The sequence below is a fragment of the Neobacillus massiliamazoniensis genome (assembly GCF_001048695.1).
GTDB lineage: Bacteria > Bacillota > Bacilli > Bacillales > Cytobacillaceae > Neobacillus > Neobacillus massiliamazoniensis.
The window spans coordinates 832,701-852,955 of sequence record NZ_CVRB01000003.1 but is presented as its reverse complement, the minus strand read 5'-3'; the positions used below and the strand labels follow the sequence as shown (position 1 = coordinate 852,955).

At 38.6% G+C, this 20,255-nt stretch carries 22 protein-coding genes; 13 read left to right on the top strand and 9 right to left on the bottom strand.

The window, feature by feature from the left end; genetic code table 11:
* Positions 1-19: 19 nt before the first annotated feature.
* Positions 20-511 carry a YajQ family cyclic di-GMP-binding protein gene (locus BN1082_RS16950; protein WP_090636080.1) on the bottom strand — a complete coding sequence of 164 codons (492 nt, stop codon included), beginning with the start codon at positions 509-511 and terminating at the stop codon, positions 20-22.
* 115 nt (positions 512-626) lie between these two features.
* Here BN1082_RS16950 and BN1082_RS16945 point away from each other — a divergent pair, with 115 nt between their 5' ends.
* Entirely contained in the window at positions 627-1,490 is an 864-nt protein-coding gene (locus tag BN1082_RS16945; protein ID WP_090636077.1) for a CvfB family protein, read from the top strand.
* A gap of 251 nt (positions 1,491-1,741) precedes the next feature.
* Entirely contained in the window at positions 1,742-1,873 is a 132-nt protein-coding gene (locus BN1082_RS16940; RefSeq protein ID WP_090636075.1) for a DUF3941 domain-containing protein, read from the top strand.
* A gap of 649 nt (positions 1,874-2,522) precedes the next feature.
* Here the strand turns inward: BN1082_RS16940 and BN1082_RS16935 are convergent.
* Positions 2,523-3,383, bottom strand: a complete 861-nt coding sequence (locus BN1082_RS16935; RefSeq protein ID WP_090636073.1) for a DegV family protein — start codon at positions 3,381-3,383, stop codon at positions 2,523-2,525.
* Between the two features lie 154 nt (positions 3,384-3,537).
* Here BN1082_RS16935 and BN1082_RS16930 point away from each other — a divergent pair, with 154 nt between their 5' ends.
* Positions 3,538-4,302: a BsuPI-related putative proteinase inhibitor gene (locus BN1082_RS16930; RefSeq protein ID WP_176699845.1), complete on the top strand. Its 765-nt coding sequence runs from the start codon at positions 3,538-3,540 to the stop codon at positions 4,300-4,302.
* Positions 4,303-4,395: 93 nt separating this feature from the next.
* Here the strand turns inward: BN1082_RS16930 and BN1082_RS16925 are convergent, their stop codons facing one another.
* The 3 genes from BN1082_RS16925 to BN1082_RS16920 form a co-directional block, all read right to left on the bottom strand.
* The gene (locus tag BN1082_RS16925) at positions 4,396-4,590 is read right to left on the bottom strand and encodes a DUF3813 domain-containing protein (RefSeq protein WP_090636068.1); all 195 of its coding nucleotides are present in this window, start codon (positions 4,588-4,590) and stop codon (positions 4,396-4,398) included.
* A 3-nt stretch (positions 4,591-4,593) separates the two neighbouring features.
* Positions 4,594-4,746 (bottom strand): hypothetical protein, encoded by a 153-nt coding sequence (locus BN1082_RS27705; RefSeq protein ID WP_175477989.1) that lies wholly within the window; start codon positions 4,744-4,746, stop codon positions 4,594-4,596.
* Between the two features lie 98 nt (positions 4,747-4,844).
* Positions 4,845-5,657, bottom strand: coding sequence for a Cof-type HAD-IIB family hydrolase (locus BN1082_RS16920; protein WP_090636066.1), 813 nt, complete (start codon positions 5,655-5,657; stop codon positions 4,845-4,847).
* 213 nt (positions 5,658-5,870) lie between these two features.
* On the opposite strand from BN1082_RS16920, the gene BN1082_RS16915 reads away from it, so the two are divergent.
* The 4 genes from BN1082_RS16915 (at position 5,871) to BN1082_RS16900 (ending at position 8,656) form a co-directional block, all read left to right on the top strand.
* Positions 5,871-6,644: an alpha/beta fold hydrolase gene (locus BN1082_RS16915; protein WP_090636063.1), complete on the top strand. Its 774-nt coding sequence runs from the start codon at positions 5,871-5,873 to the stop codon at positions 6,642-6,644.
* A gap of 23 nt (positions 6,645-6,667) precedes the next feature.
* Entirely contained in the window at positions 6,668-6,976 is a 309-nt protein-coding gene (locus tag BN1082_RS16910; protein ID WP_090636060.1) for a metal-sulfur cluster assembly factor, read from the top strand.
* 14 nt (positions 6,977-6,990) lie between these two features.
* Positions 6,991-7,329: a DsrE family protein gene (locus tag BN1082_RS16905; RefSeq protein WP_090636057.1), complete on the top strand. Its 339-nt coding sequence runs from the start codon at positions 6,991-6,993 to the stop codon at positions 7,327-7,329.
* Positions 7,330-7,531: 202 nt separating this feature from the next.
* The gene (locus tag BN1082_RS16900) at positions 7,532-8,656 is read left to right on the top strand and encodes a TIGR04053 family radical SAM/SPASM domain-containing protein (protein WP_090636054.1); all 1,125 of its coding nucleotides are present in this window, start codon (positions 7,532-7,534) and stop codon (positions 8,654-8,656) included.
* 151 nt (positions 8,657-8,807) lie between these two features.
* Here BN1082_RS16900 and BN1082_RS16895 read toward each other — a convergent pair whose 3' ends face one another.
* Positions 8,808-9,503, bottom strand: coding sequence for a Crp/Fnr family transcriptional regulator (locus tag BN1082_RS16895; protein WP_090636051.1), 696 nt, complete (start codon positions 9,501-9,503; stop codon positions 8,808-8,810).
* Between the two features lie 559 nt (positions 9,504-10,062).
* Here BN1082_RS16895 and moaA point away from each other — a divergent pair.
* Both moaA and BN1082_RS16885 read left to right on the top strand, forming a co-directional pair.
* Entirely contained in the window at positions 10,063-11,079 is a 1,017-nt protein-coding gene (moaA, locus tag BN1082_RS16890; protein WP_090636048.1) for a GTP 3',8-cyclase MoaA, read from the top strand.
* Positions 11,080-11,231: 152 nt separating this feature from the next.
* Complete coding sequence (locus BN1082_RS16885; RefSeq protein WP_090636045.1) at positions 11,232-12,143, top strand: nuclease-related domain-containing protein; 912 nt, start codon at positions 11,232-11,234, stop codon at positions 12,141-12,143.
* Between the two features lie 931 nt (positions 12,144-13,074).
* Here the strand turns inward: BN1082_RS16885 and ric are convergent.
* On the bottom strand, positions 13,075-13,773 hold the full coding sequence (ric, locus tag BN1082_RS16880) for an iron-sulfur cluster repair di-iron protein (protein WP_090636042.1): 699 nt from the start codon (positions 13,771-13,773) through the stop codon (positions 13,075-13,077).
* Positions 13,774-13,965: 192 nt separating this feature from the next.
* Here ric and BN1082_RS16875 point away from each other — a divergent pair, with 192 nt between their 5' ends.
* Both BN1082_RS16875 and mobB read left to right on the top strand, forming a co-directional pair.
* On the top strand, positions 13,966-15,231 hold the full coding sequence (locus BN1082_RS16875) for a molybdopterin molybdotransferase MoeA (RefSeq protein WP_090636039.1): 1,266 nt from the start codon (positions 13,966-13,968) through the stop codon (positions 15,229-15,231).
* Positions 15,219-15,743 (top strand): molybdopterin-guanine dinucleotide biosynthesis protein B, encoded by a 525-nt coding sequence (gene mobB / locus BN1082_RS16870; protein ID WP_090636037.1) that lies wholly within the window; start codon positions 15,219-15,221, stop codon positions 15,741-15,743. Before BN1082_RS16875 ends, mobB begins: the two co-directional genes overlap by 13 nt.
* Positions 15,744-15,778: 35 nt before the next feature.
* On the opposite strand, the gene BN1082_RS16865 is transcribed toward mobB, so the two are convergent.
* On the bottom strand, positions 15,779-16,474 hold the full coding sequence (locus BN1082_RS16865; RefSeq protein WP_425412165.1) for a Crp/Fnr family transcriptional regulator: 696 nt from the start codon (positions 16,472-16,474) through the stop codon (positions 15,779-15,781).
* A gap of 221 nt (positions 16,475-16,695) precedes the next feature.
* Between BN1082_RS16865 and BN1082_RS16860 the strand changes: the two genes are divergently transcribed.
* Together BN1082_RS16860 and clpB are read left to right on the top strand one after the other, a co-directional pair.
* Positions 16,696-16,875: a YjzC family protein gene (locus BN1082_RS16860; protein ID WP_090636035.1), complete on the top strand. Its 180-nt coding sequence runs from the start codon at positions 16,696-16,698 to the stop codon at positions 16,873-16,875.
* A gap of 280 nt (positions 16,876-17,155) precedes the next feature.
* Positions 17,156-19,750 (top strand): ATP-dependent chaperone ClpB, encoded by a 2,595-nt coding sequence (clpB, locus tag BN1082_RS16855; protein ID WP_090636032.1) that lies wholly within the window; start codon positions 17,156-17,158, stop codon positions 19,748-19,750.
* 147 nt (positions 19,751-19,897) lie between these two features.
* Here clpB and BN1082_RS16850 read toward each other — a convergent pair whose 3' ends face one another.
* Entirely contained in the window at positions 19,898-20,080 is a 183-nt protein-coding gene (locus tag BN1082_RS16850) for a YjzD family protein (protein WP_090636030.1), read from the bottom strand.
* Between the last annotated feature and the right edge of the window lie 175 nt (positions 20,081-20,255).

The window sequence follows — 20,255 nt, the reverse complement described above, 5'->3', positions numbered from 1 at the left end:
CCCTCGCATCAGTTCTACATTATCGATAATTAATAAATTGTACATCGATCGTAAGATCTGCTTCGCGTACCAAGGAAATAATTTTTTGCAGATCATCCCGGCTTTTTCCTGTAACCCGGACTTGGTCGTCCTGCACTTGACTTTTCACCTTAACACCGCTGTTTTTTATAATCGTGTTAATTTTCTTAGCATTCTCTTTGTCGATGCCCTGGGCAAGTTTTGCCCGCTGGCGAACAGTTCCGCCAGATGCCTTTTCGATTTTTCCGTAATCGAGGTTTTTAACCGGAACCCCTCTTTTTATTAGTTTACTAAACAAAACATCTTTTAACTGATCCATTTTATATTCATCGTCAGAAACGAGGACAAGCTCTTCTTTATCAAGAGTTACCTCGCTTTTGCTACCTTTAAAATCATAGCGAGTCCCAATTTCCTTCATTGTTTGCGAAATCGCATTGGTTACTTCAGAAAAATCTACTTTGGACACAATATCAAATGAGCTGTCTTTTGACATTTTTTAACCTCCAATATATGATTTGAGCATTAGAAATCTGATAAAGTTTCACTTTATGGTTCTATTATAGTAAAATATAGCAGGTCAAACAACCGTTGGAAAAGAGGAGTTATATATGTCTCTAAAAGAACTTGTCGGGCAAACTGCCACATTAACCATCGCTCGCACAGCCCCATTCGGCTACTTTTTAACAGATGGAAATGAAGATGTATTATTACATATAAATGAAGTGGATAAAGAACTTGTAGAAGGGGAACAGGTGGAAGTATTTCTTTACGTTGATTCACACGGAAGAACAACTGCTTCGACCAAAATACCGGAAATAGCGGTTGATCGCTATGCGTGGGTAAAGGTTACTGATACCAATCCCGAAATAGGGGTCTTTTTAAATATTGGACTCCAAAAGGACGTCTTGTTAGGTGCAGACGACTTGCCAGCACATCGTTCTGTCTGGCCTCAAGTCGGCGATTACCTTTATATTACCTTAAGGGTCAATCGTAACTTTTTACTTTATGCTAAGCTTGCGAGCGACCAAGTCATACAGTCGATTTCGCAAAAAGCAACGCGGAAGGATTTTAATAAAAACGTTCAAGGACATGTGTACCGTACAGCGAAGGTGGGAAGCTGGATTTGTACGATCGAAGGTTTTAAAGGATTTATCCATGAATCGCAGCGAGATCAGGAGCCACGATTAGGTGAAAAGGTCGAAGGGCGAATAATCGATATTAAGGAAGATGGAAGTGTAAATGTTTCACTACTTGCCAGGAAAGAAGAATCATTAGACCAAGATGCGACATTAATTTATGAATATTTAGTGAGCAGAAATGGTGCCATGCCTTTTAGCGATAAAAGTATGCCTGAGGACATCAAAGAGCGGTTCGGGTTGAGCAAAGGGGCATTTAAACGGGCGCTTGGTAAACTGATGAAAGACGGCAAGATTTATCAAGAAGATAATTGGACTTATATAAAGAAAAGCTGAAGCGCCTTGGTCAGCCCCGACAGGCATAAGACGAATTGCGAGGAGGCAGCTCTTCAGCCACCACAGCGAGACAGCTTCACTGAGTAGCTTCCTTGCAGTCTTGCGGAACGGCATTAGCCGTGGATCAGGGACTTCCTTGAATATGACCAGAGGGCTAGGCGCTGAAGCTAGACATTTAAGAAATAATATTACATACTCCTTATTTAATTGATTACACTAAAACTGCAATCAATTTTGAAAGGAGTAAGCAAATGCCAAATACAACCGATAATGAAAAAAAAGCCAAGGATAATAATGCGTTGCGCCACGAAAAGAACATGATGCGTGAAAAAAACCGCCAAGCAGGGAAAAATCAATACTCAAAAACAACTGATCATAACTAGAAAAGCGGAAGCGCCTGTTCAGGCCCGACAGGCATAAGACGCTTCCAAAAAGAAGGCGTTCTTTGCCTTCATTTTGGAAGTGGCTTATGACCCGAGGGGCTAGGCGCTGGAGCTGGACAACTAGAAAAGCGGAAGCGCCGTGGTCAGGGGCGACAGGCATAAGACGAGCCGTCCTGAAGGTTGCTTTTTAACCTTCAGGACGGATTGGCTTATGACCCGAGCCCCTAGGCGCTGGAGCTAGACAATTAGAAAAGCGGAAGCGCCTGTTCAGGCCCGACAGGCATAAGACGCTTCCAAAAAGAAGGCGTTCTTTGCCTTCATTTTGAAAGTGGCTTATGACCCGAGGGACTAGGCGCTGGAGCTAGACAATTAGAAAAGCGGAAGCGCCTGTTCAGGCCCGACAGGCATAAGACGCTTCCAAAAAGAAGGCGTTCTTTGCCTTCATTTTGAAAGTGGCTTATGACCCGAGGGACTAGGCGCTGGAGCTGGACAACTAGAAAAGCGGAAGCGCCGTGGTCAGGGGCGACAGGCATAAGACGAGTCGGCATGAAGGGTGCTTTTTAACCTTCAGGACGGATTGGCTTATGACTCCGAGGGCTAGGATCTGGACAAAATTAAAAGAGTGAGGAACCTGCCTCACTCTTTTTACTTATTCGGGAATTTGATTCAAAAAGAATATGGAAACAGTCCCAGCTCCAGTATGGGCTCCAATTGTTGAGCCAATCGTAGAAATGTAGACCTCTTTTGGATGAATCTCTTCATCCAGCATTTTTTTTATTTCAATTGCCGTTTCTTCATTATCCGCATGGCTAATCCCAATAATTTGTTCCTGCAAATTGTCCCCGCGTTCTTTCATAATGTCGATTAAGCGGCGAAGTACCTTCTTTTTACCTCGAATTTTCTCAATTGGGACAAGCTTTCCATCCTCTACGTTTAATACCGGCTTAATATTTAATAAGCCACCAAGGAAGGCGGATGCCTTGGATACTCGGCCTCCTTTGGCCAAATAATCTAAATCCTCAACAGTAAAAAGGTGCTCCATATGTTTGCATCTGAAAATAACATCTTTCAAAATTTCCTCTTTAGGAACATGATTAGCTGCGAGTCTGGTAGCTTCCATCACTGCAAGACCCTGCCCAAGAGATGCACATTTTGAATCGACAATCGTTAATTGAAAGTTTGGATATTTTTCCTTTACTTGGTCAAGAATCATAACAGCAGTAGAATACGTTCCGGATAGTTCGGATGAGAGTGCTATATAGATTCCATCCTCATTATTTTCTGCCATGGTTGTAAAAACATCTTCGAATACAAGCGGAGAAGCTTGGGATGTTTTTGGTACAACTCCACTACGAATAGCATCATAAACTGTTTTGGGGTTGATGGTTTTTACATCCTCGTATTCCTTGTCAAGAATATGAACCTTTAGAGGGATAAGGGTGACATTGTTTTCTGTGTAAAAACTAAGTGGTAAATCACATGCGCTGTCAGCTAGTATTTTTACTTGCACGAGCTCACCTACTTTCAAGCAAAATCATTTCTTTAAGTTTATCGGTTTCGCAGGAAAATTACAATCATGAGTAATGGATAAAGATCAATGGGGTACGGAGTAAAGATGATGACCTGATTGATTTTGAAAAAACTAAAGGAACATGGAGAGTGCTATGAGAATTTACCTAATGGTAATCATTTTTTTCTTTTCAATCATAATGAAAGTGGAGGGGGAGGGGTTAAATCAGCTGGATTTTAAATTTTATGTAATTCCTACGGCAGGTCCTGAACATGTGGATTTTGAAATTGTTATCAAAAATGACGAGGATATCCCGTTGCACTTTGAATTCCCTACTTCCCAAATAATGGAGCTAACAGTTTTAGACTCAATTGGTAAAGAAGTTTATGTTTATTCAAAGGGACGCTATTTTTTACAGGCTTTTCAGACAGTTACAATCGAACCACATCAAACCTATAAGCGGATTGAAAAATGGGATTACCTATATAAGGGAAAAAGAGTTTCACAAGGGGAATACACGGTAAAAGCATCTCTGCTTCCGACAAGTCTAAACGGCGAACCAGTAAAAGATCGGAGCAGGCTGATTAGCATTCAAAAAATGATTGTTCCTGAAGAAAATCCCGTTTTTCGTCATATTGAAAAGGAAGGGAATAAAGGTAGTTATATGATTACCGGTGAAGCAAGAACAGGTAATGGGATGTTTTATTATACTGTTGAAGATGGGCATGTCGAGTTTATGAAAGAAAAGCAATATGTGACCGAAGGTGAATCCATGAGTTGGGTCCCTTTTAAGATTCATATTCAAATCCCTCAAGAAAAACTTCCTAGTCATGGTTCGCTAATCCTTCATCTTTATGAACGGAGCAAAGAAAATAAAATCATTCACACATACCCAGTTATTTTAGAGGAGTTTGAATAACATTATCATTAGCGCCTTTGTCCGGCTATTAGTCCCATTGCTTGAAGCTGTACTAGAAAAGCGGAAACGCCCATATGACGTTTCCGCTTTTCTTTAGTGCAGCTTACTTACTTGCTCAAGCTCAGTTTGCATTTCTTGGAGCTGTTTTTGTTCTGCAAAAGTCGAATTGGCATATGCAGAACTTAGGGCGTTTCTCGCCTTTTCTACAACTGACTCGCGTTCCTTAGGGTCGGCTGTTTTTGCCATCTCCACAAATCTTCTTGCTTCTTGGAATAATTGGTTGCCCATTTTTTATATTCCTCCAAGCGAGGAATCATGCACATTCGCCATTTTCTGTGCTTCCGCTTCAGCGTAGGTCATGTGATAGGGAATACGCTCATCATGTTTGCTGACGGTATCCTTTCCTTGCTGGACAAAGCGTTTCGATTTGTTTCGTTTACCCATTAGAATCCCTCCAATGTTGAGCTTCGCTTGAAACAGCAAACGCTGCCTCAAAATTAGTATGCTCCAAATGAAATCCATTCATTTTAGGTAAACAAAGACTATTTTAAATGTAACAAATCTGTTAAAAATACACCGATGCCATCCTCTTCATTGCTGAGCGTGATTTCATTGGCAATATTTTTCACTTGGTCAATCGCATTTCCCATCGCTATACCATGGCCAGCATACTCAATCATTTCTAAATCATTGTCTTCGTCACCAAATGCGATAATTCTTTCAGAGGGGATTCCATAATAATCAGCGGCTCTTTTTAAACCGACTGCTTTATTTAAACCGACTTTAATAATTTCAATTACATGCCATGGTGCAGCCCAGCTCCGTTGTTCAATTACTTCAGCGTGTACTTCGGCTAAATGTCGGCGAATTGACTGAAGCTCGTCCTCTTCCGTATGGATTAACAAACTAGTTGGAGAATCGTGTAGATAACTAGCTAGATCGCCGGTGGTAACTTGGGGATTACCAAAATTAAAAATTTCAAGCAGTTTTTCATCGTGATAGTGAAAATATACATCGTCCATTACTTCAGCAATAATATTATGGAAATTAAAAGACCGACAGGCCTCAACAATGTCTTTGGCTACTTTTACATCCAATGGTTCATGGAAAAATCCCCAACTTGGACTCTTGGGATGATGCATAAAAGCACCATTAAAATTGACAATAGGTGTATCCAATTCAAGTTCATGATAATACATTTCACTGGAACGATAAGGTCTTCCTGTTGCAATCATAACGATATGTCCTTCAGCTTTTGCTTTTTCAATGACTTTTTTTGTTTTAGGAGAAATCGTTTTATTATCTTTTAATAATGTCCCGTCTAAATCTAAAGCAATTAAATGTCTCTCAGTCATGTGGGCTCCTTCTCTTTTGGAAATTATGATGCTTTCCTTTAGGAATAATTTTTTTTACATGATACACTACAAATATGCATTTAATGAACCTAGATGGAAAATATTTTTAATACTTCTATAAATACTATGTTAACAATTTTTTATCAAGTATGTAAAATCTCACTTAAAATGAAGGTATTATTCTTTATACTATATTCGTGGAGGAGCAACTAAGTGGTTATCGTAGAAAAAGAACAGATAAAAAATGTTTCCCTTTTACATGTTGTTAAAGTGGAAGATCGTCATGCTCAACTTCCATTCATTATTTTTGAACATGGTGTTACAAGTGCAAAAGAGCATAACCTTCATTACGCATACCTATTGGCTGAAAAAGGTTTTCGGGTCATTTTACCTGAGGCTTTGTATCATGGAGATAGGGAGGAAGGTCTTTCTCAAAAGGAATTATTCTCTCATTTTTGGAAGATTGTTTTAAATACTATCCATGAAATGGATTTTTTAAAGGAATACTATGTTCAAGCAGACTTAGTGGATTTGGATCGAATTGGAGTAGTTGGGACTTCTATGGGTGGAATTACCATATTAGGGGCCTTAACCCAATATCCTTGGATTCAAGCAGCTGTTAGTCTTATGGGGATGCCTGCCTATGAACAATTTTCACTTTGGCAATTGGAACAGCTTCAAAATCAAGGATTTAAACTTCCATTGAGCGAAGAACAAATCGCAGAACAGCTGTCAGTACTAAAAGACTTCGACCTTAGCCTCCATCCGGAAAAATTAAATAAACGACCATTGCTGTTTTGGCATGCGAAAAATGACCCGGTTGTGCCGTACCAATTCACTTATGATTTTTTTGAGTCGATTAAGCGAGAATATAATCAGACACCGGAAAAAATCAAATTTATTTCTGACGACCATGCTGGTCACAAGGTAAGTAGGGAAGGGATTAAGGCAACAGTAAATTGGTTTGAAAAATATCTTTTACAATGATATAGAAAGTGGAGTGATAAATCATGAATGAAGAATTAAAAGAAAATATTATGGGTGCCCTAGAGCTTGTTATCGATCCTGAACTCGGTATTGATATTGTAAATTTAGGATTAGTATATAATTTAGAAATGGATGATGAAGAAAGGTTAACTGTCAACATGACGTTAACGGCAATGGGCTGTCCCCTTGCTGGAACGATTGTAGACCAAGTGAAACGTTCATTAGCAGACATTCCAGAAATTAAAGATGTGGATGTTAATATTGTTTGGAATCCACCATGGAATAAAGATATGATGTCACGATATGCGAAAATCGCTCTAGGAATTCGCTAATTGGAGAGGAAACAATGAAAAATAAAGTGATTTTAGTAAGCTCGAACCAGCTTGGAAGAGGTGACAAGGAGCTTGGTGAAAACATTCTTGAAACCTATTTCACGATTTTAAAACAACAGCCTGAATTGCCAACAGCCATTTTTTGCATGAATAGTGGTGTTTTTACAATGACAGAGGATTCTTTTGTTTCTGTTCACTTAAAAGAAATAGAAGCAAAAGGCGTAGAGGTTCTTGCTTGTAAAACCTGTGTCGATCATTACGAAGTAGAAAACAAATTAACAGTAGGAAAAATCAGCGGGATGGCTCATTTTATCGAGCTTCAAGCAAAATATGAGGTAATCACCATTTCTTAAAAACAGCAGATTTCTGCTGTTTTTTCTTTTTGAAGATTAGGAAAAAATGTTGAGTTCGGTGCGCCATGTCCTTTCTTATTTTTGAAAATTAGACAAATTTCACAGATTTGGTGTGAGGTAATTCACTTTTTCCTCCTATTAACACCTTTATAATAATTAGTATTAAGGCTGTCTTCAGTGGCCATTAAGGAGGTGTTTTTAAATGGATTTTAGTAGGGATTTTAATAAAGATCCATTTATTGTGATATGGGAGCTTACCCGTGCCTGCCAATTAAAATGTCTTCATTGCCGCGCGGATGCACAGTACACAAGGGACCCGCGCGAATTAACATTTGAAGAGGGTAAAAATCTAATCAATCAAATATATGATATGAATAACCCATTGCTGGTCTTTACCGGCGGTGACCCACTTATGAGGGAAGATATTTTTGAGATTACCAAATATGCAGTAGGAAAAGGCGTCAGAGTATCGATGACACCGAGCGCTACACCGAATGTAACGAAGGAAGCCATTCAAAAGGCGAAAGAAGTGGGCCTTTCACGTTGGGCCTTTAGTATCGATGGTCCAAATGCGGAAATTCATGACCATTTCCGTGGCACTGCTGGATCATTTGCTCTTACAATGGAGCGAATAAAATATTTACATGATCTTGAAATTCCAATCCAGATAAATACCGTTATATCAAGATACAATTACGAGTATCTTGAGGAAATGGCAAAAATGGTGGAAGCTTTGAATTGTGTACTCTGGAGTGTTTTTTTTCTTGTTCCAACTGGAAGAGGACAGGTATCTGATATGATATCCCCTGCTGAGCATGAAAAAGTACTTAGGTGGCTTTATGATCTTAGCAAGCGGGTACCTTTTGATATTAAGACAACTGAGGCAATGCACTATCGCCGGATTGTCATCCAGCAAAAAATGCGGGAAGCAAAAGAAAAAACAGGTGAAATCGATTATTTAAGTGCATTAACCGAAAAAGGCTTAACAGGATCGATTGATGGTCTTGGCCGAGCTCCTAAAGGGGTAAACGATGGAAATGGCTTTGTTTTCATTTCCCATATTGGTGATGTATATCCGAGTGGTCTTTTACCAGTAAAGGCTGGAAATGTCCGTGAAACGTCGTTAGCAGAAATATATCGTGAGTCGCCAATTTTTAAATCGCTGAGAAATCCTGACCAATTTAAAGGAAAATGCGGAGTCTGTGAATTTCGTTATGTTTGCGGTGGTTCAAGGTCAAGAGCTTATGCGATGACCGGAGATTATCTTGAGAGTGAACCATTCTGTGTCTATATGCCAAAATCATTAAGAGATAAGAAGGCGCAGTAATATTGGGGCTAAGAAGAGGATGTCCCAAACCAAAGTGTCAGACCTCTAAACCTGCAATTTATAGCTCTATTTCGCTTATAAAGGACTATAAATTGAATGAAAGGCATAAGGTCAAACCCTTTTGGGACATCCTCCAAAAAAAGGCTTAATCCTATTCAATACTGCAATACACAGCCGAACAATTTTCACAACCGATTTCGTCTTTTAAATACTGTAAATCTAAAATGGAGATTTTCCCTTTTTTAACGGAAATGATTTTCTCTTTCTTTAATTCACTAAGGATACGGTTGGTGCTTTCTCGGGATGTTCCACAGAAATTAGCCAGGTCTTGGTTGGTCAGCGGCAAATCAATTAATATTTCATTGCCTTTTTGAACTCCATAGCTGTTGGACATGCGGATTAGAGTTGAAATTAATGCACCTCGTTTACCGTTTAATACAAGATCGCGAAATTTTGTTTGGGTTTTTCGGAAGTGGTCACTCATCCATTTTAAAAATTCAAAGGCGAGTTTACTGTTTTGAAAGATTTCACTTTCAATGACGTCTTTTTTAATCGCGAAGACTTCACCTTCTTCCAAAACCATTGCACTTAATAAGTATCTTGGATCGTCGGTAAAGAGGGTCAATTCTCCACAAATATCATTGGCACCGCAAATCCTTAGCGAAAGTTCACGGCCATCAGTAGTTATTTTACTGATTTGAATTTTTCCGGACATGATTACAAAAAGCTCATCTGCCACCATTCCTTCTTGATATAAAAAAGTTCCACGCTCACTTATAAATTTCCGATCAGCAAATTTTAATAGTTCAATTATCTCAATGGAATGGGTTGGTTTTATGGTAGTCATCAATTATTTTCCCCTCAAAAATAAATTGTTGATTTAGTTATACTTATTTTAACGCAGGATGATATATTAAAACTGAGTAAACAATGACAATATAGTGAAAACTCATGTTCTGTTTTTAATAAATAGGCTGTGTTAAAGGTCATTGTTGATTTTTGAAACAATGTTGATTGGACCGGAAGGCGTGAGATCCTCGAAAATGCTATCGCATTTCCTTCGTGCGGTGTTGATTCAAGGATGTTTATTCAACGTCCTGCGGGAGTACGGGGCAGGGGAGACCCCACAGGCGCTTTAAGCGCCGAGGAGGCTCCCCGGAACGCCCGCGGAAAGCGAAGCGCCTGGAGCGCAAATCAACAGGCAAGTATAACACAGCCTATAAATAATAGCATTGATGGACTTTGATACAAAAATATGAAATTTTCACCAAAACACTCATTTAAATTGTCATCATCTGATATGATGAGAATTAGAAGGCAGTGAATTAAGTAACAGTTTTTAACTGGCATAATTGATAAAATAATAATAAATAACTAGTTTCGTTTAATTAATGGAGTTGATGAGAATGGACAAAACCATTATTAAAGATAAACTCAACCGGCCGTTACGGGATTTAAGAATTTCGATTACTGACCGCTGCAATTTTCGCTGTCAATATTGCATGCCTGCAGACCAATTTGGTTCGGATTTTGTCTTTTTACCAAAAAATGCTTTATTATCTTACGAGGAAATAGAACGCCTTGCCAAGGTTTTCGTAAGCCTTGGGGTAGAAAAAATTCGCCTAACTGGCGGCGAACCTTTGCTTCGAAAAGATTTACCCATACTTGTTAATAACCTCTCAAATATCGCTGGCTTATCCGATATTGGATTAACAACCAACGGCGTATTACTTCCGAAATTAGCTGATAATTTAAAAAAAGCCGGGCTTAAGCGTGTAAACATAAGCCTTGATAGCTTAAATGATGAACTGTTTGGAAAAATAAATGGGCGTGGGATTGGAACTCAGCCTGTATTTGATGGGATTCAAGCAGCTAAGCAGGCTGGACTTGGAGTTAAAATCAACATGGTGGTTAAAAAAGGATTAAATGATACAGAAATTATTCCAATGGCTGAATACTGTAAAAGCCATGGGTTAGAGCTTCGCTTTATTGAATATATGGATGTTGGCTCAACGAATGGCTGGAAAATGGATGATGTGGTAACGAAAAAGCAGATTTTTGAAATGTTAATAGAACATTTTGAGTTAGAGCCGGTGGATCCGCATTATTTTGGAGAAGTGGCAAAGCTTTATCACTATAAGGACACAAATGTCAATGTAGGATTTATTACGTCAGTCTCGGAATCGTTCTGCAGCAGCTGCACACGGGCAAGGCTTTCGGCAAATGGGCAGATCTTTACTTGTTTGTTCAATGGCAATGGCCATGATATCCGTAATTTCATGAGAAATGGCGCAACGGATGAGGAATTGTCTAAACGAATAACAGATATTTGGAATGGTCGGGTCGACCGCTACTCAGATGAAAGAACAGAGGAGACAAGTAAACACCGCAAAAAAATTGAAATGTCCTATATTGGAGGATAGTAGGCTGCCCAAAGGTCATTGAAAAATGACTTTCTTGGGGCAGCCTTTTTGTTTTTTTATGTTAACAAAAAATTCATTTATTTCACTCTAAAGCTTCAGCAACTTTTGTAAAATGAAATTAGAGTTTTGAAATTTAAGAAAGGTTGTGTGAAATGATTTTAAAGAATCGGTCTGAACCTGATGGGTTAAAAATTTTACGTTCATTGAACGTACGAATGAATTTAACTGAGGAAGAAAAACAGTATTATTTAAACCAAGAGAAAGGCTATGAAGGGGAGAAGAGATTTGACGAGCTGACAAAAAACCTAGGAAATGATTTGTACTTTTTAAATGATTTACTGCTTAAGACGAACAACACCCATTTTCAAATTGATACCCTCATTATTTCTCAGTCTACTATTTATCTGATTGAGATAAAAAATTATAATGGTGATTATTACTACAAATCGGATAACTTTTACAAGATGTCCAACAAAGACATAGAAATACAGAATCCGCTACAGCAGTTGAAAAGAAGTAAATCTTTACTCCTCCAATTTCTTCGTAACCTCGGATACAACGTCCACATTGAACCATACCTTGTCTTTAATAACCCCGAGTTTACCTTATATCAAGCACCGTTAAACGAGCCAATCATTTTTCCTACACAAGTTAATCGTTTTATAGAGAAATTGGACAATACACCTTCAAAGCTTAATGCTTGGCATAAGAAGCTTGCAGAACAAATTATCTCTAGGCATATTACTGAATCACCGTATACTCTGTTGCCTTCATATAATTATGATCAACAACAAAAGGGGATCACTTGTGTAACGTGTCATTCATTTAACGTTACTGTCAATGCCAAGAAGTTGGTATGTGATAAGTGCGGGAATCAAGAAGAGATTATTTCTGCGATATTGCGGAATGTGGAGGAATTTAAACTTCTTTTTCCTCATAGAAAAATTACCACTAGTGCAATTCAAGATTGGTGTAAGGTCGTGCCTTCTAAAAAGTTGATTTGGAGAGTTTTAAAAGGTAACTATAAAGCAATTGGGTTTGGTAAGTGGATGTATTATAAATAAATAAAAGGTTTACTCAAAGAGATCTTACATTATCCCGAAATTTTCATTTTTGGGGAGAAATTAGAGGCTTCTACATTTTCGAAGTCAGGCAAAATTCAATTTTGGGGAAACTAGAGGCCATCTACATTCCCGAAATCAGGAAAAATTTAATTTTTTGGGAAACTAGAGGCCTTCTACATTCCTGAAATCAGGAGAAATTCAAATTTACGGGAAACTAGAGGCTTTCTACATTCCCGAAATCAGGAGAAATTCAAATTTACGGGAAACTAGAGGACTTCTACATTCCTGAAATCAGGAAAAATTTAATTTTTTGGGAAACTAGAGGCCATCTACATTCCTGAAATCAGGCAAAATTCAATTTTGGGGAAACTAGAGACCTTTTACATTCCCGAAATCAGGAAAAATTCAAATTTACGGGAAACTAAAGGCCATCTACATTCCCGAAATCAGGAGAAATTCAAATTTACGGGAAACTAGAGGCCTTCTCCATTCCCGAAATCAGGCAAAATTCAAATTTACGGGAAACTAGAGACCTTCTACATTCCCTAAATTAGGCAAAATTCAAATTTACGGGAAACTAGAGACCCTCTACATTCCCGAAATCAGGAGAAATTCAAATTTACGGGAAACTAGATGCCTTCTACATTCCTGAAATCAGGAAAAATTCAAATTTACGGGAAACTAGAGGCTTTCTACATTCCCGAAATCAGGAGAAATTCAATTTTTCAGGAAACTAGAGGCCCCTTTCTAGCCACAAGTTACTTTTTATAGCGCTTAGAAGCCTCTTTAAGTTTTAAATATGTATTTATTGCCACGAGCAGATAAAAAGTAATTATCGATTGGGGTTGTTATAAATTGGAAACTGAAGTTTGTGAAAGCTTCTTCTTTTTAAAAAAGAGCCTGCTTGTTAAAAAAAGCAGGCTCATTAATGTTATCCCAAATACCTAGGGAAAAGAATGTTATTTTCCAGGTGAACGTGCATGAAGGTTAGTCCTTCAAGTTCCTCTAAGCGTTTATAAACTAAACGGTATGTGCCACAGGCATCAATCGGAAGCTCAAAGTCAGTTGTAACAGCACGGATTTGTCTTAAAATTTCTCCGGCATGGTCATGTTCTTTTTCAAGCTCAACAATCATGGCAATCGCTTCTTCGCGATTTTCAACTGTATTATCCGCAAGCTTTCTGATTAGCGGGAAAACAACCTCTTCCTCTTTGATCATGTGTTCAATGAGTTCTTTTTTGAATTCATAAAAGAGGTCATGAACCTTTACCAGTTCAGGATGGTTATCGCCATGAACACGGGAAACTTTCGTTACATATGGGCTTAGCTGTGTTAATTCTTCTTCCGAAACGCGATGATAATTGCTGATAATATGGTCAATGATCGAATTGGAATCGGAATTCGTCCAAACTTCTAAATCAGTGTCGGCTGGAGTGCTTTTTTCATAGACCACTTTTAGTTCTTCAATTAACGTCTCAATAGAAAGACCGTTTTGATCTACTGCTTGGGATAATGGAATATTGCCGCCACAGCAAAAATCAATGCGGTTCTTTTTGAACACATCACTTGTTTTGGGAATTTCATTTACTATATCTTTAACTAATGTATCAGCTGTAATTTGAAATGTCATGATAGTTCCTCCTTAAATTTTTATCATCCTCTTTAAGAATAGACCAAGTTTGAAAAAAATTAGGTGATTCGAATCACACATTGAAAATTTTAAAACAAATGATTCGTTCGTATTGCTATGATCAATAGTTTTTTGTAGGCTTAAAATGAATAATATATTTGGAAATGAAGTTAACGACAGGAGCCGATAAAAGTGTTAGAAAGAAGAACCCCCATTCCAATTGCAGAAGCAGTTAAAAAAATCATGGACTATCAATTAAACGGGAGTACAGAACATATACCAATTGAAGAAAGCTATGGCCGGTATTTATCAGAGGATTTAGCAGCGACGAGCGATGTACCCCATTTTGACAGAGCACCATACGATGGTTTTGCTGTTAGGTCGGAGGATACATTGGACGCATCACTTACCAATCCGGTCGAATTTAAAGTCATCGACCACATTGGGGCTGGTATGGTTTCAACAAAGGTTCTAGATAAAAATCAAGCAGTCAGAATTATGACAGGGGCAATGATGCCTGAAGGTTCAGATGCAGTCGTTATGCTTGAAGTAGCCACAACGTATGAAAAAGATGGTACTTCATTTATGTCAATTAAACGAAAGCATAAACAAGGGGAAAATGTCTCTTTTCGAGGGGAAGACGCCAAAAAAGGAGAAGCGTTAGTGAAAAAAGGAACGTTTATAAATCCCGGTATTCAAGCAATGCTGGCCACCTTTGGTTATAAGAAGGTTCCGGTCGCCAAAAAACCTATTGTGGGTCTGTTTGCCACTGGAACGGAACTTTTAGAAGTGGATGAAGAATTAGTGCCTGGGAAAATTCGTAATAGTAACTCTTATATGATCGCTGCACAAATCGAAAGGGCGGGTGGAGAAGTTCACTATTTTGGAAAACTCCCTGATGAATTTGATACTTGTTTTGAAGCAGTCAAAAATGCTGTAAACGAGGTTGACTTATTTATTACAACAGGTGGTGTTTCAGTCGGTGATTTTGATTATTTACCGGCTATATATAAAAAGCTTGGTGCTGAAGTTTTATTTAATAAGGTAGCCATGAGGCCTGGAAGTGTAACGACTGTCGCCCAGTACAATGGGAAACTGCTTTTCGGGCTTTCCGGGAATCCTTCTGCCTGCTATGTCGGGTTCGAATTATTTACCCGCCCTATCATTAGAAGAATGCTTTTTTCCGAAAAACCACATCTTAGAAAAGAAAGAGCATTGCTTGAAGTGGACTTTCCAAAAGCAAATCCTTTCATGCGTTTTGTAAGGAGCACAGTCTCTTTTGAAAATGGCCGGTTAAAAACTGCTCCGAGCGGGCTAGATAAATCTAATATCATAATGAGTCTTGCTGGTGCCAATTCATTAACAATTCTCCCAGGGGGAACAAGAGGTTTTCAGGCTGGAGATGAGGTTGATGTGTTATTGCTTGAAGATCAGCAAGGTAGTGAATGGCCTTGGTAAAGCCTGCAATTTTTCAAATAGTAGGGTACCAAAATAGCGGCAAAACAACGATAACTACAAAGCTAATACAGGCTTTAAAATTACATGGATTTATGGCTGTAACGATTAAGCATCATGGTCATGGTGGTAAGCCTGATGTTGCTGAGACAAAAGATTCAGCAAATCATATAGCAGCGGGAGCTATGGCTTCGATTGTTGAAGGAGATGGAAGGTTAATCCTCCAGGCTGAAAATACGAATATGAGCTTAGAAAAGCAAATAAAGTTGATGGATCATTTCCAGCCAGATGTTATTTTAATTGAAGGTTATAAGAATGAAATATTTCCAAAGCTTCTCTTGTTGAGAGATCAAAATGACCTCTCTTTACTGACCAGGGTGAAAAATGTAAAGCTAATTATGTATTGGAATGAAAATTTGAAAAGATACCTTGAAGGGAAAACTGAGCTTCCTTACTTTTCAATCCAAGATGAAGCCGCAATCAGTTGGATTACACATTTTATTAAGGAGCAATAAAAAGTAAAACTCGCCGAAAAAAATTTCGGCGAGTTTTAATCTATTCTACAGATTACCGCTGGACAGTCTTCACAATCAATCTCTCTTTTTAAGTATTCGAGGTCATTGATGGTGATAGTGCCTTTATCAATCGAAATGATTTCATTCTTTCTTAACTCACTTAGCAACCGATTGACGACTTCACGAGAGGTACCACAAAAATTTGCAAGTTCTTGATTGGTCAGTGGTAATTCGATCAAGATCCCTTTATTTGTTTTCATCCCGTGGGTATTTGACATCCGAATTAAAGTGGAATAAAGTGCCCCTTTCTTGCCATGTAGCACTAAATCACGAAATTTCGCTTGTGTTTTACGGTATTGTTGGCTCATCCATTTCATGAATTCATGGGACAATACTAGATCATTCGACAGCTTCTCTTCAAGGACATCTTTTTTAATTACTGCAACCTCTCCGCTTTCAGTAACTCGTCCACTTAATAAATATTTCGGGGCTGTGGAAAATAAATTCAACTCACCAATAAAATCCCCGTGAGAGCACATTCTTAAAGTAAGCTCTCTCCCATCAGGAATGATTTTACTAATTTGAATAATTCCACTTTTTACAATAAACAACTCGTCTGCCGAAGTCCCTTCTTGAAAAAGAAACATCCCTTTTTCAACTTTTCGAATATGATGAACGGACTCAAGAAAATGATGTAAAGTAACGGGGATTTCTTCCATTAGCATCGACATTTTTATCTACCACCTTTATAGGGGCAAAATTTTCGCAAGATTTTACTATAATTATATTGTTTAACAAGATTATTTGGCAATAATTGTGGAATAATTTCATATAATCGACAAAAATTGCATCCCGTCAAAAACGAAAAGGTATCCGAAAAAAATCACAAATTCCTTAATGGATACACCTTTTATGGAAATACTAGTGATGTAAATCTTAAGGAGGGAATTGGATGGGACAAAATCGACATTTTAAATCGGGACAAAAGGCACCCAATAATGGGGTATATATCGAAACTGGTGAAACAGGTGACAATGTCTTGAATCCTAAAAGAGTAAAACTAAAAGCAGGAGATCCCTTTCCAGAAAACTCGAATCATAACCGTATCTGGACCTATCAACGGAAACCATAATATGTTAGAGACAAAGTCATCCAATCGGATGGCTTTTTCTAATTAGTGAAGAAAACATAAAATTTTCGACTTCGAGAAATGTCCAGCTTCAGCGCCTAGCCCCTCGAGGTCATAAGCCACTCCCAAAATGAAGGCAAAAAGCGCCTTCGTTTTGGGAGTGGCTTATGCTTGTCGGGGCTGACCAAGGCGCTTGTGCTTTTCTAATTTGTAAAAATAATAACATCTCGTATATAATATACTTATCGAAGGTCAAAAATGGTCAAACGGAGAGTGATAAAAGATGGACGTAAACCAAATGACAGAACGGTTACAAAAAGGTTTGATGGATGCCCAGTCATTAGCCATGAAAAAAAATCATCAAGAAGTAGATGAACTCCATTTATTTTTGACTCTGCTCAACCAAGAAGACAGCTTAGTGGCATCTATTTTAGAAAAGGTTGGAATTCCACCTGAAAAAGCGAAACAAATCCTTTTGGAGGCACTTGAAAAAAAACCTCAGGTTAGTGGAAGTGGTGCCGAACAAGGAAAGCTCTATATTACATCTAGACTGCAAAAACTTTTGGTTAGTGCTGAAGAATTTGCTGCAAAGTTTTCAGATGAGTATTTATCCATCGAGCATTTATTGTTAGCTGCTGTCTATACAAATGAAGCAGAAATGAGAAAAATTATCCAGACATATCGAAAATCACCGGAAAATATTATGCAGGCCATAAAAGAGATAAGGGGGAACCAAAGAGTGACATCACAAAATCCTGAAGCAAGTTACGAAGCTTTAAAAAAATATGGAAGGGATCTGGTGTCGGAGGTAAAGGCGGGAAAAATTGACCCGGTTATTGGCAGGGACACGGAAATCCGCAATGTCATTCGAATTTTATCAAGAAAAACAAAAAATAATCCCGTATTAATCGGCGAACCAGGTGTCGGGAAAACGGCAATTGTGGAAGGCCTGGCTCAGCGAATTGTTCGAAAAGATGTTCCCGAAGGCTTGAAGGATAAAACCATTTTCTCACTGGATATGAGCGCCCTTATCGCCGGCGCAAAATTCAGGGGAGAGTTTGAAGAAAGATTAAAAGCTGTCTTGAACGAAATCAAAAAAAGTGACGGACAAATTATTCTGTTTATTGATGAGATTCATACGATTGTCGGTGCAGGCAAAACGGAAGGAGCGATGGATGCAGGCAATATGCTGAAACCAATGCTTGCACGAGGGGAGCTTCATTGTATTGGGGCCACGACACTTGATGAGCATCGTAAATATATTGAGAAAGATCCTGCTCTTGAACGAAGGTTTCAGCAAGTATTGGTCCAAGAGCCCAATGTTGAAGACACGATCTCGATTTTGCGCGGCTTAAAAGAGCGCTTTGAAGTGCACCATGGGGTAAAAATTCATGACCAGGCTCTCGTTGCTGCCTCTACTCTTTCAGATCGTTATATCACAGATCGATTTTTACCTGATAAGGCCATTGACCTTGTTGACGAAGCTTGTGCCCTTATTCGGACTGAAATTGATTCCATGCCAACGGAATTGGATGAAGTAACCCGTAGAGTGATGCAATTAGAAATTGAGGAAGCTGCATTAAGAAAAGAGCAAGATAAAGGAAGTAAACAAAGGCTTGAGGTACTCCTTAAAGAGCTTGCAGATTTAAAAGAACAGGCAAATTCCATGAAAGCCAAATGGCTTCAGGAAAAGCAGACCATCAGTAAGCTACAGGAGAAAAGAGAGCAAATTGAGAAACTTCGCCGTGAGCTTGAACAAGCAGAGGATAAATATGATTTAAATCGTGCTGCTGAGCTCCGCCATGGTCTCATTCCTTTAGGAGAAAAGGAGCTAAAAGAGTTAGAAATGGCTGCAGATAAGGATGATCGCTTGCTACGTGAAGAGGTCACCGGTGAAGAAATTTCTAATATTGTCTCACGATGGACAGGAATACCGCTTTCTAAGCTTGTGGAAGGTGAACGTGAAAAGCTGCTAAAATTGGAGTCCATCCTGCAGAAAAGAGTTATTGGCCAGAATGAAGCTGTACAATTGGTGGCTGATGCAGTGCTTCGGGCAAGAGCAGGAATAAAAGATCCAAACAGGCCAATTGGTTCGTTTTTATTCTTAGGACCAACAGGTGTTGGAAAGACTGAGCTAGCGAAAGCATTGGCTGAAGCTCTATTCGATAGTGAAGAACAAATGATCCGAATTGATATGTCTGAGTACATGGAGAAGCATGCTGTTTCTCGGTTAATTGGGGCACCTCCGGGTTATGTGGGATATGAAGAGGGCGGTCAGTTGACAGAAGCAATTAGGAGAAGACCGTATTCTGTGATCTTAATGGATGAAATTGAAAAAGCTCATCCGGAAGTATTTAATATTCTCTTGCAGGCACTTGATGACGGACGAATCACCGATTCACAAGGAAGGGTCGTTGACTTTAAGAATACCGTCATCATTATGACGTCTAATATTGGCTCACATTTTTTATTGGAGCTAGGAGAAAATGAAATTGAAATTGCAGAAGAAGCAAGAGAAAAAGTGATGGGGCAATTGAGGGCGCATTTCAGGCCTGAGTTTTTGAATCGTATTGATGAGACCATCTTGTTTAAACCTTTATCATTAGCAGAAATTAAAAACATTGTTGTAAAAATGTTGAAAGAGCTGGAAAATCGCTTAAAACAGCAGCACATTCAAATTACCATTAGCGATGCTGCTAAAGAATTTATTGCCGTTAACGGATTCAATCCCATTTTTGGAGCAAGGCCCTTGAAACGATATATTCAGAGAAATATCGAAACAAAGCTAGCCCGTGAAATTATTTCCGGAAGGGTACAGGATCAGTCGAAAGTTGTAGTAACCATAGAAAATGATGAAATAAATTTGATAATCGATTAATAAATATAAATAAAAAGGGGATGTCCCAAACAATGTGTCAACCCCCTCAACCTACAATTAATAGCCTAACTTAGTTTTAAAAGCGACTATATATTGAGTGTTGAGCGAGAGGTCAGACTCTGTTGGGACATCCTCTTTTAAATGTTTTTAGTGTTTTTCAACGGGTTCATTCGGAATAATAGTTGATGCAACGAAAATTAAAATGGTAACACAAACTGATAATATTGCACCAATTTTAAAGTCAAATCCCACGCCTATCATCGAACTTACTACATATGTAAGCATTTCCACTAAAAGAAACGACCAGAAAAAAGTCCAAAAGAATCGCATTTTTTTCACCTCTAACCGTTTATCATCTTTCTTAATATACCATATCAATGTAAAAAAATATATGACAAAATGGATTAAATTATCTTATTAAAAGGCTGTGTTAAACTTGCCTGTTGATTTGCGCTCCAGGCGCTTCGCTTTCCGCGGGCGTTCCGGGGAGCCTCCTCGGCGCTTA

What these genes read in the sequence shown, in the direction of transcription:
- mobB (WP_090636037.1), top strand. Translation starts at nt 15,219, where the DNA reads ATGGCCTTGGTAAAGCCTGCAATTTTTCAAATAGTAGGGTACCAAAAT.
- BN1082_RS27705 (WP_175477989.1), bottom strand. Translation starts at nt 4,746, where the DNA reads ATGGGTAAACGAAACAAATCGAAACGCTTTGTCCAGCAAGGAAAGGAT.
- BN1082_RS16920 (WP_090636066.1), bottom strand. Translation starts at nt 5,657, where the DNA reads ATGACTGAGAGACATTTAATTGCTTTAGATTTAGACGGGACATTATTA.
- BN1082_RS16925 (WP_090636068.1), bottom strand. Translation starts at nt 4,590, where the DNA reads ATGGGCAACCAATTATTCCAAGAAGCAAGAAGATTTGTGGAGATGGCA.
- BN1082_RS16850 (WP_090636030.1), bottom strand. Translation starts at nt 20,080, where the DNA reads ATGCGATTCTTTTGGACTTTTTTCTGGTCGTTTCTTTTAGTGGAAATG.
- BN1082_RS16865 (WP_425412165.1), bottom strand. Translation starts at nt 16,474, where the DNA reads ATGTCGATGCTAATGGAAGAAATCCCCGTTACTTTACATCATTTTCTT.
- BN1082_RS16905 (WP_090636057.1), top strand. Translation starts at nt 6,991, where the DNA reads ATGAAAAATAAAGTGATTTTAGTAAGCTCGAACCAGCTTGGAAGAGGT.
- moaA (WP_090636048.1), top strand. Translation starts at nt 10,063, where the DNA reads ATGGACAAAACCATTATTAAAGATAAACTCAACCGGCCGTTACGGGAT.
- BN1082_RS16950 (WP_090636080.1), bottom strand. Translation starts at nt 511, where the DNA reads ATGTCAAAAGACAGCTCATTTGATATTGTGTCCAAAGTAGATTTTTCT.
- BN1082_RS16895 (WP_090636051.1), bottom strand. Translation starts at nt 9,503, where the DNA reads ATGACTACCATAAAACCAACCCATTCCATTGAGATAATTGAACTATTA.
- BN1082_RS16910 (WP_090636060.1), top strand. Translation starts at nt 6,668, where the DNA reads ATGAATGAAGAATTAAAAGAAAATATTATGGGTGCCCTAGAGCTTGTT.
- BN1082_RS16940 (WP_090636075.1), top strand. Translation starts at nt 1,742, where the DNA reads ATGCCAAATACAACCGATAATGAAAAAAAAGCCAAGGATAATAATGCG.
- clpB (WP_090636032.1), top strand. Translation starts at nt 17,156, where the DNA reads ATGGACGTAAACCAAATGACAGAACGGTTACAAAAAGGTTTGATGGAT.
- BN1082_RS16885 (WP_090636045.1), top strand. Translation starts at nt 11,232, where the DNA reads ATGATTTTAAAGAATCGGTCTGAACCTGATGGGTTAAAAATTTTACGT.
- BN1082_RS16945 (WP_090636077.1), top strand. Translation starts at nt 627, where the DNA reads ATGTCTCTAAAAGAACTTGTCGGGCAAACTGCCACATTAACCATCGCT.
- ric (WP_090636042.1), bottom strand. Translation starts at nt 13,773, where the DNA reads ATGACATTTCAAATTACAGCTGATACATTAGTTAAAGATATAGTAAAT.
- BN1082_RS16930 (WP_176699845.1), top strand. Translation starts at nt 3,538, where the DNA reads ATGAGAATTTACCTAATGGTAATCATTTTTTTCTTTTCAATCATAATG.
- BN1082_RS16900 (WP_090636054.1), top strand. Translation starts at nt 7,532, where the DNA reads ATGGATTTTAGTAGGGATTTTAATAAAGATCCATTTATTGTGATATGG.
- BN1082_RS16860 (WP_090636035.1), top strand. Translation starts at nt 16,696, where the DNA reads ATGGGACAAAATCGACATTTTAAATCGGGACAAAAGGCACCCAATAAT.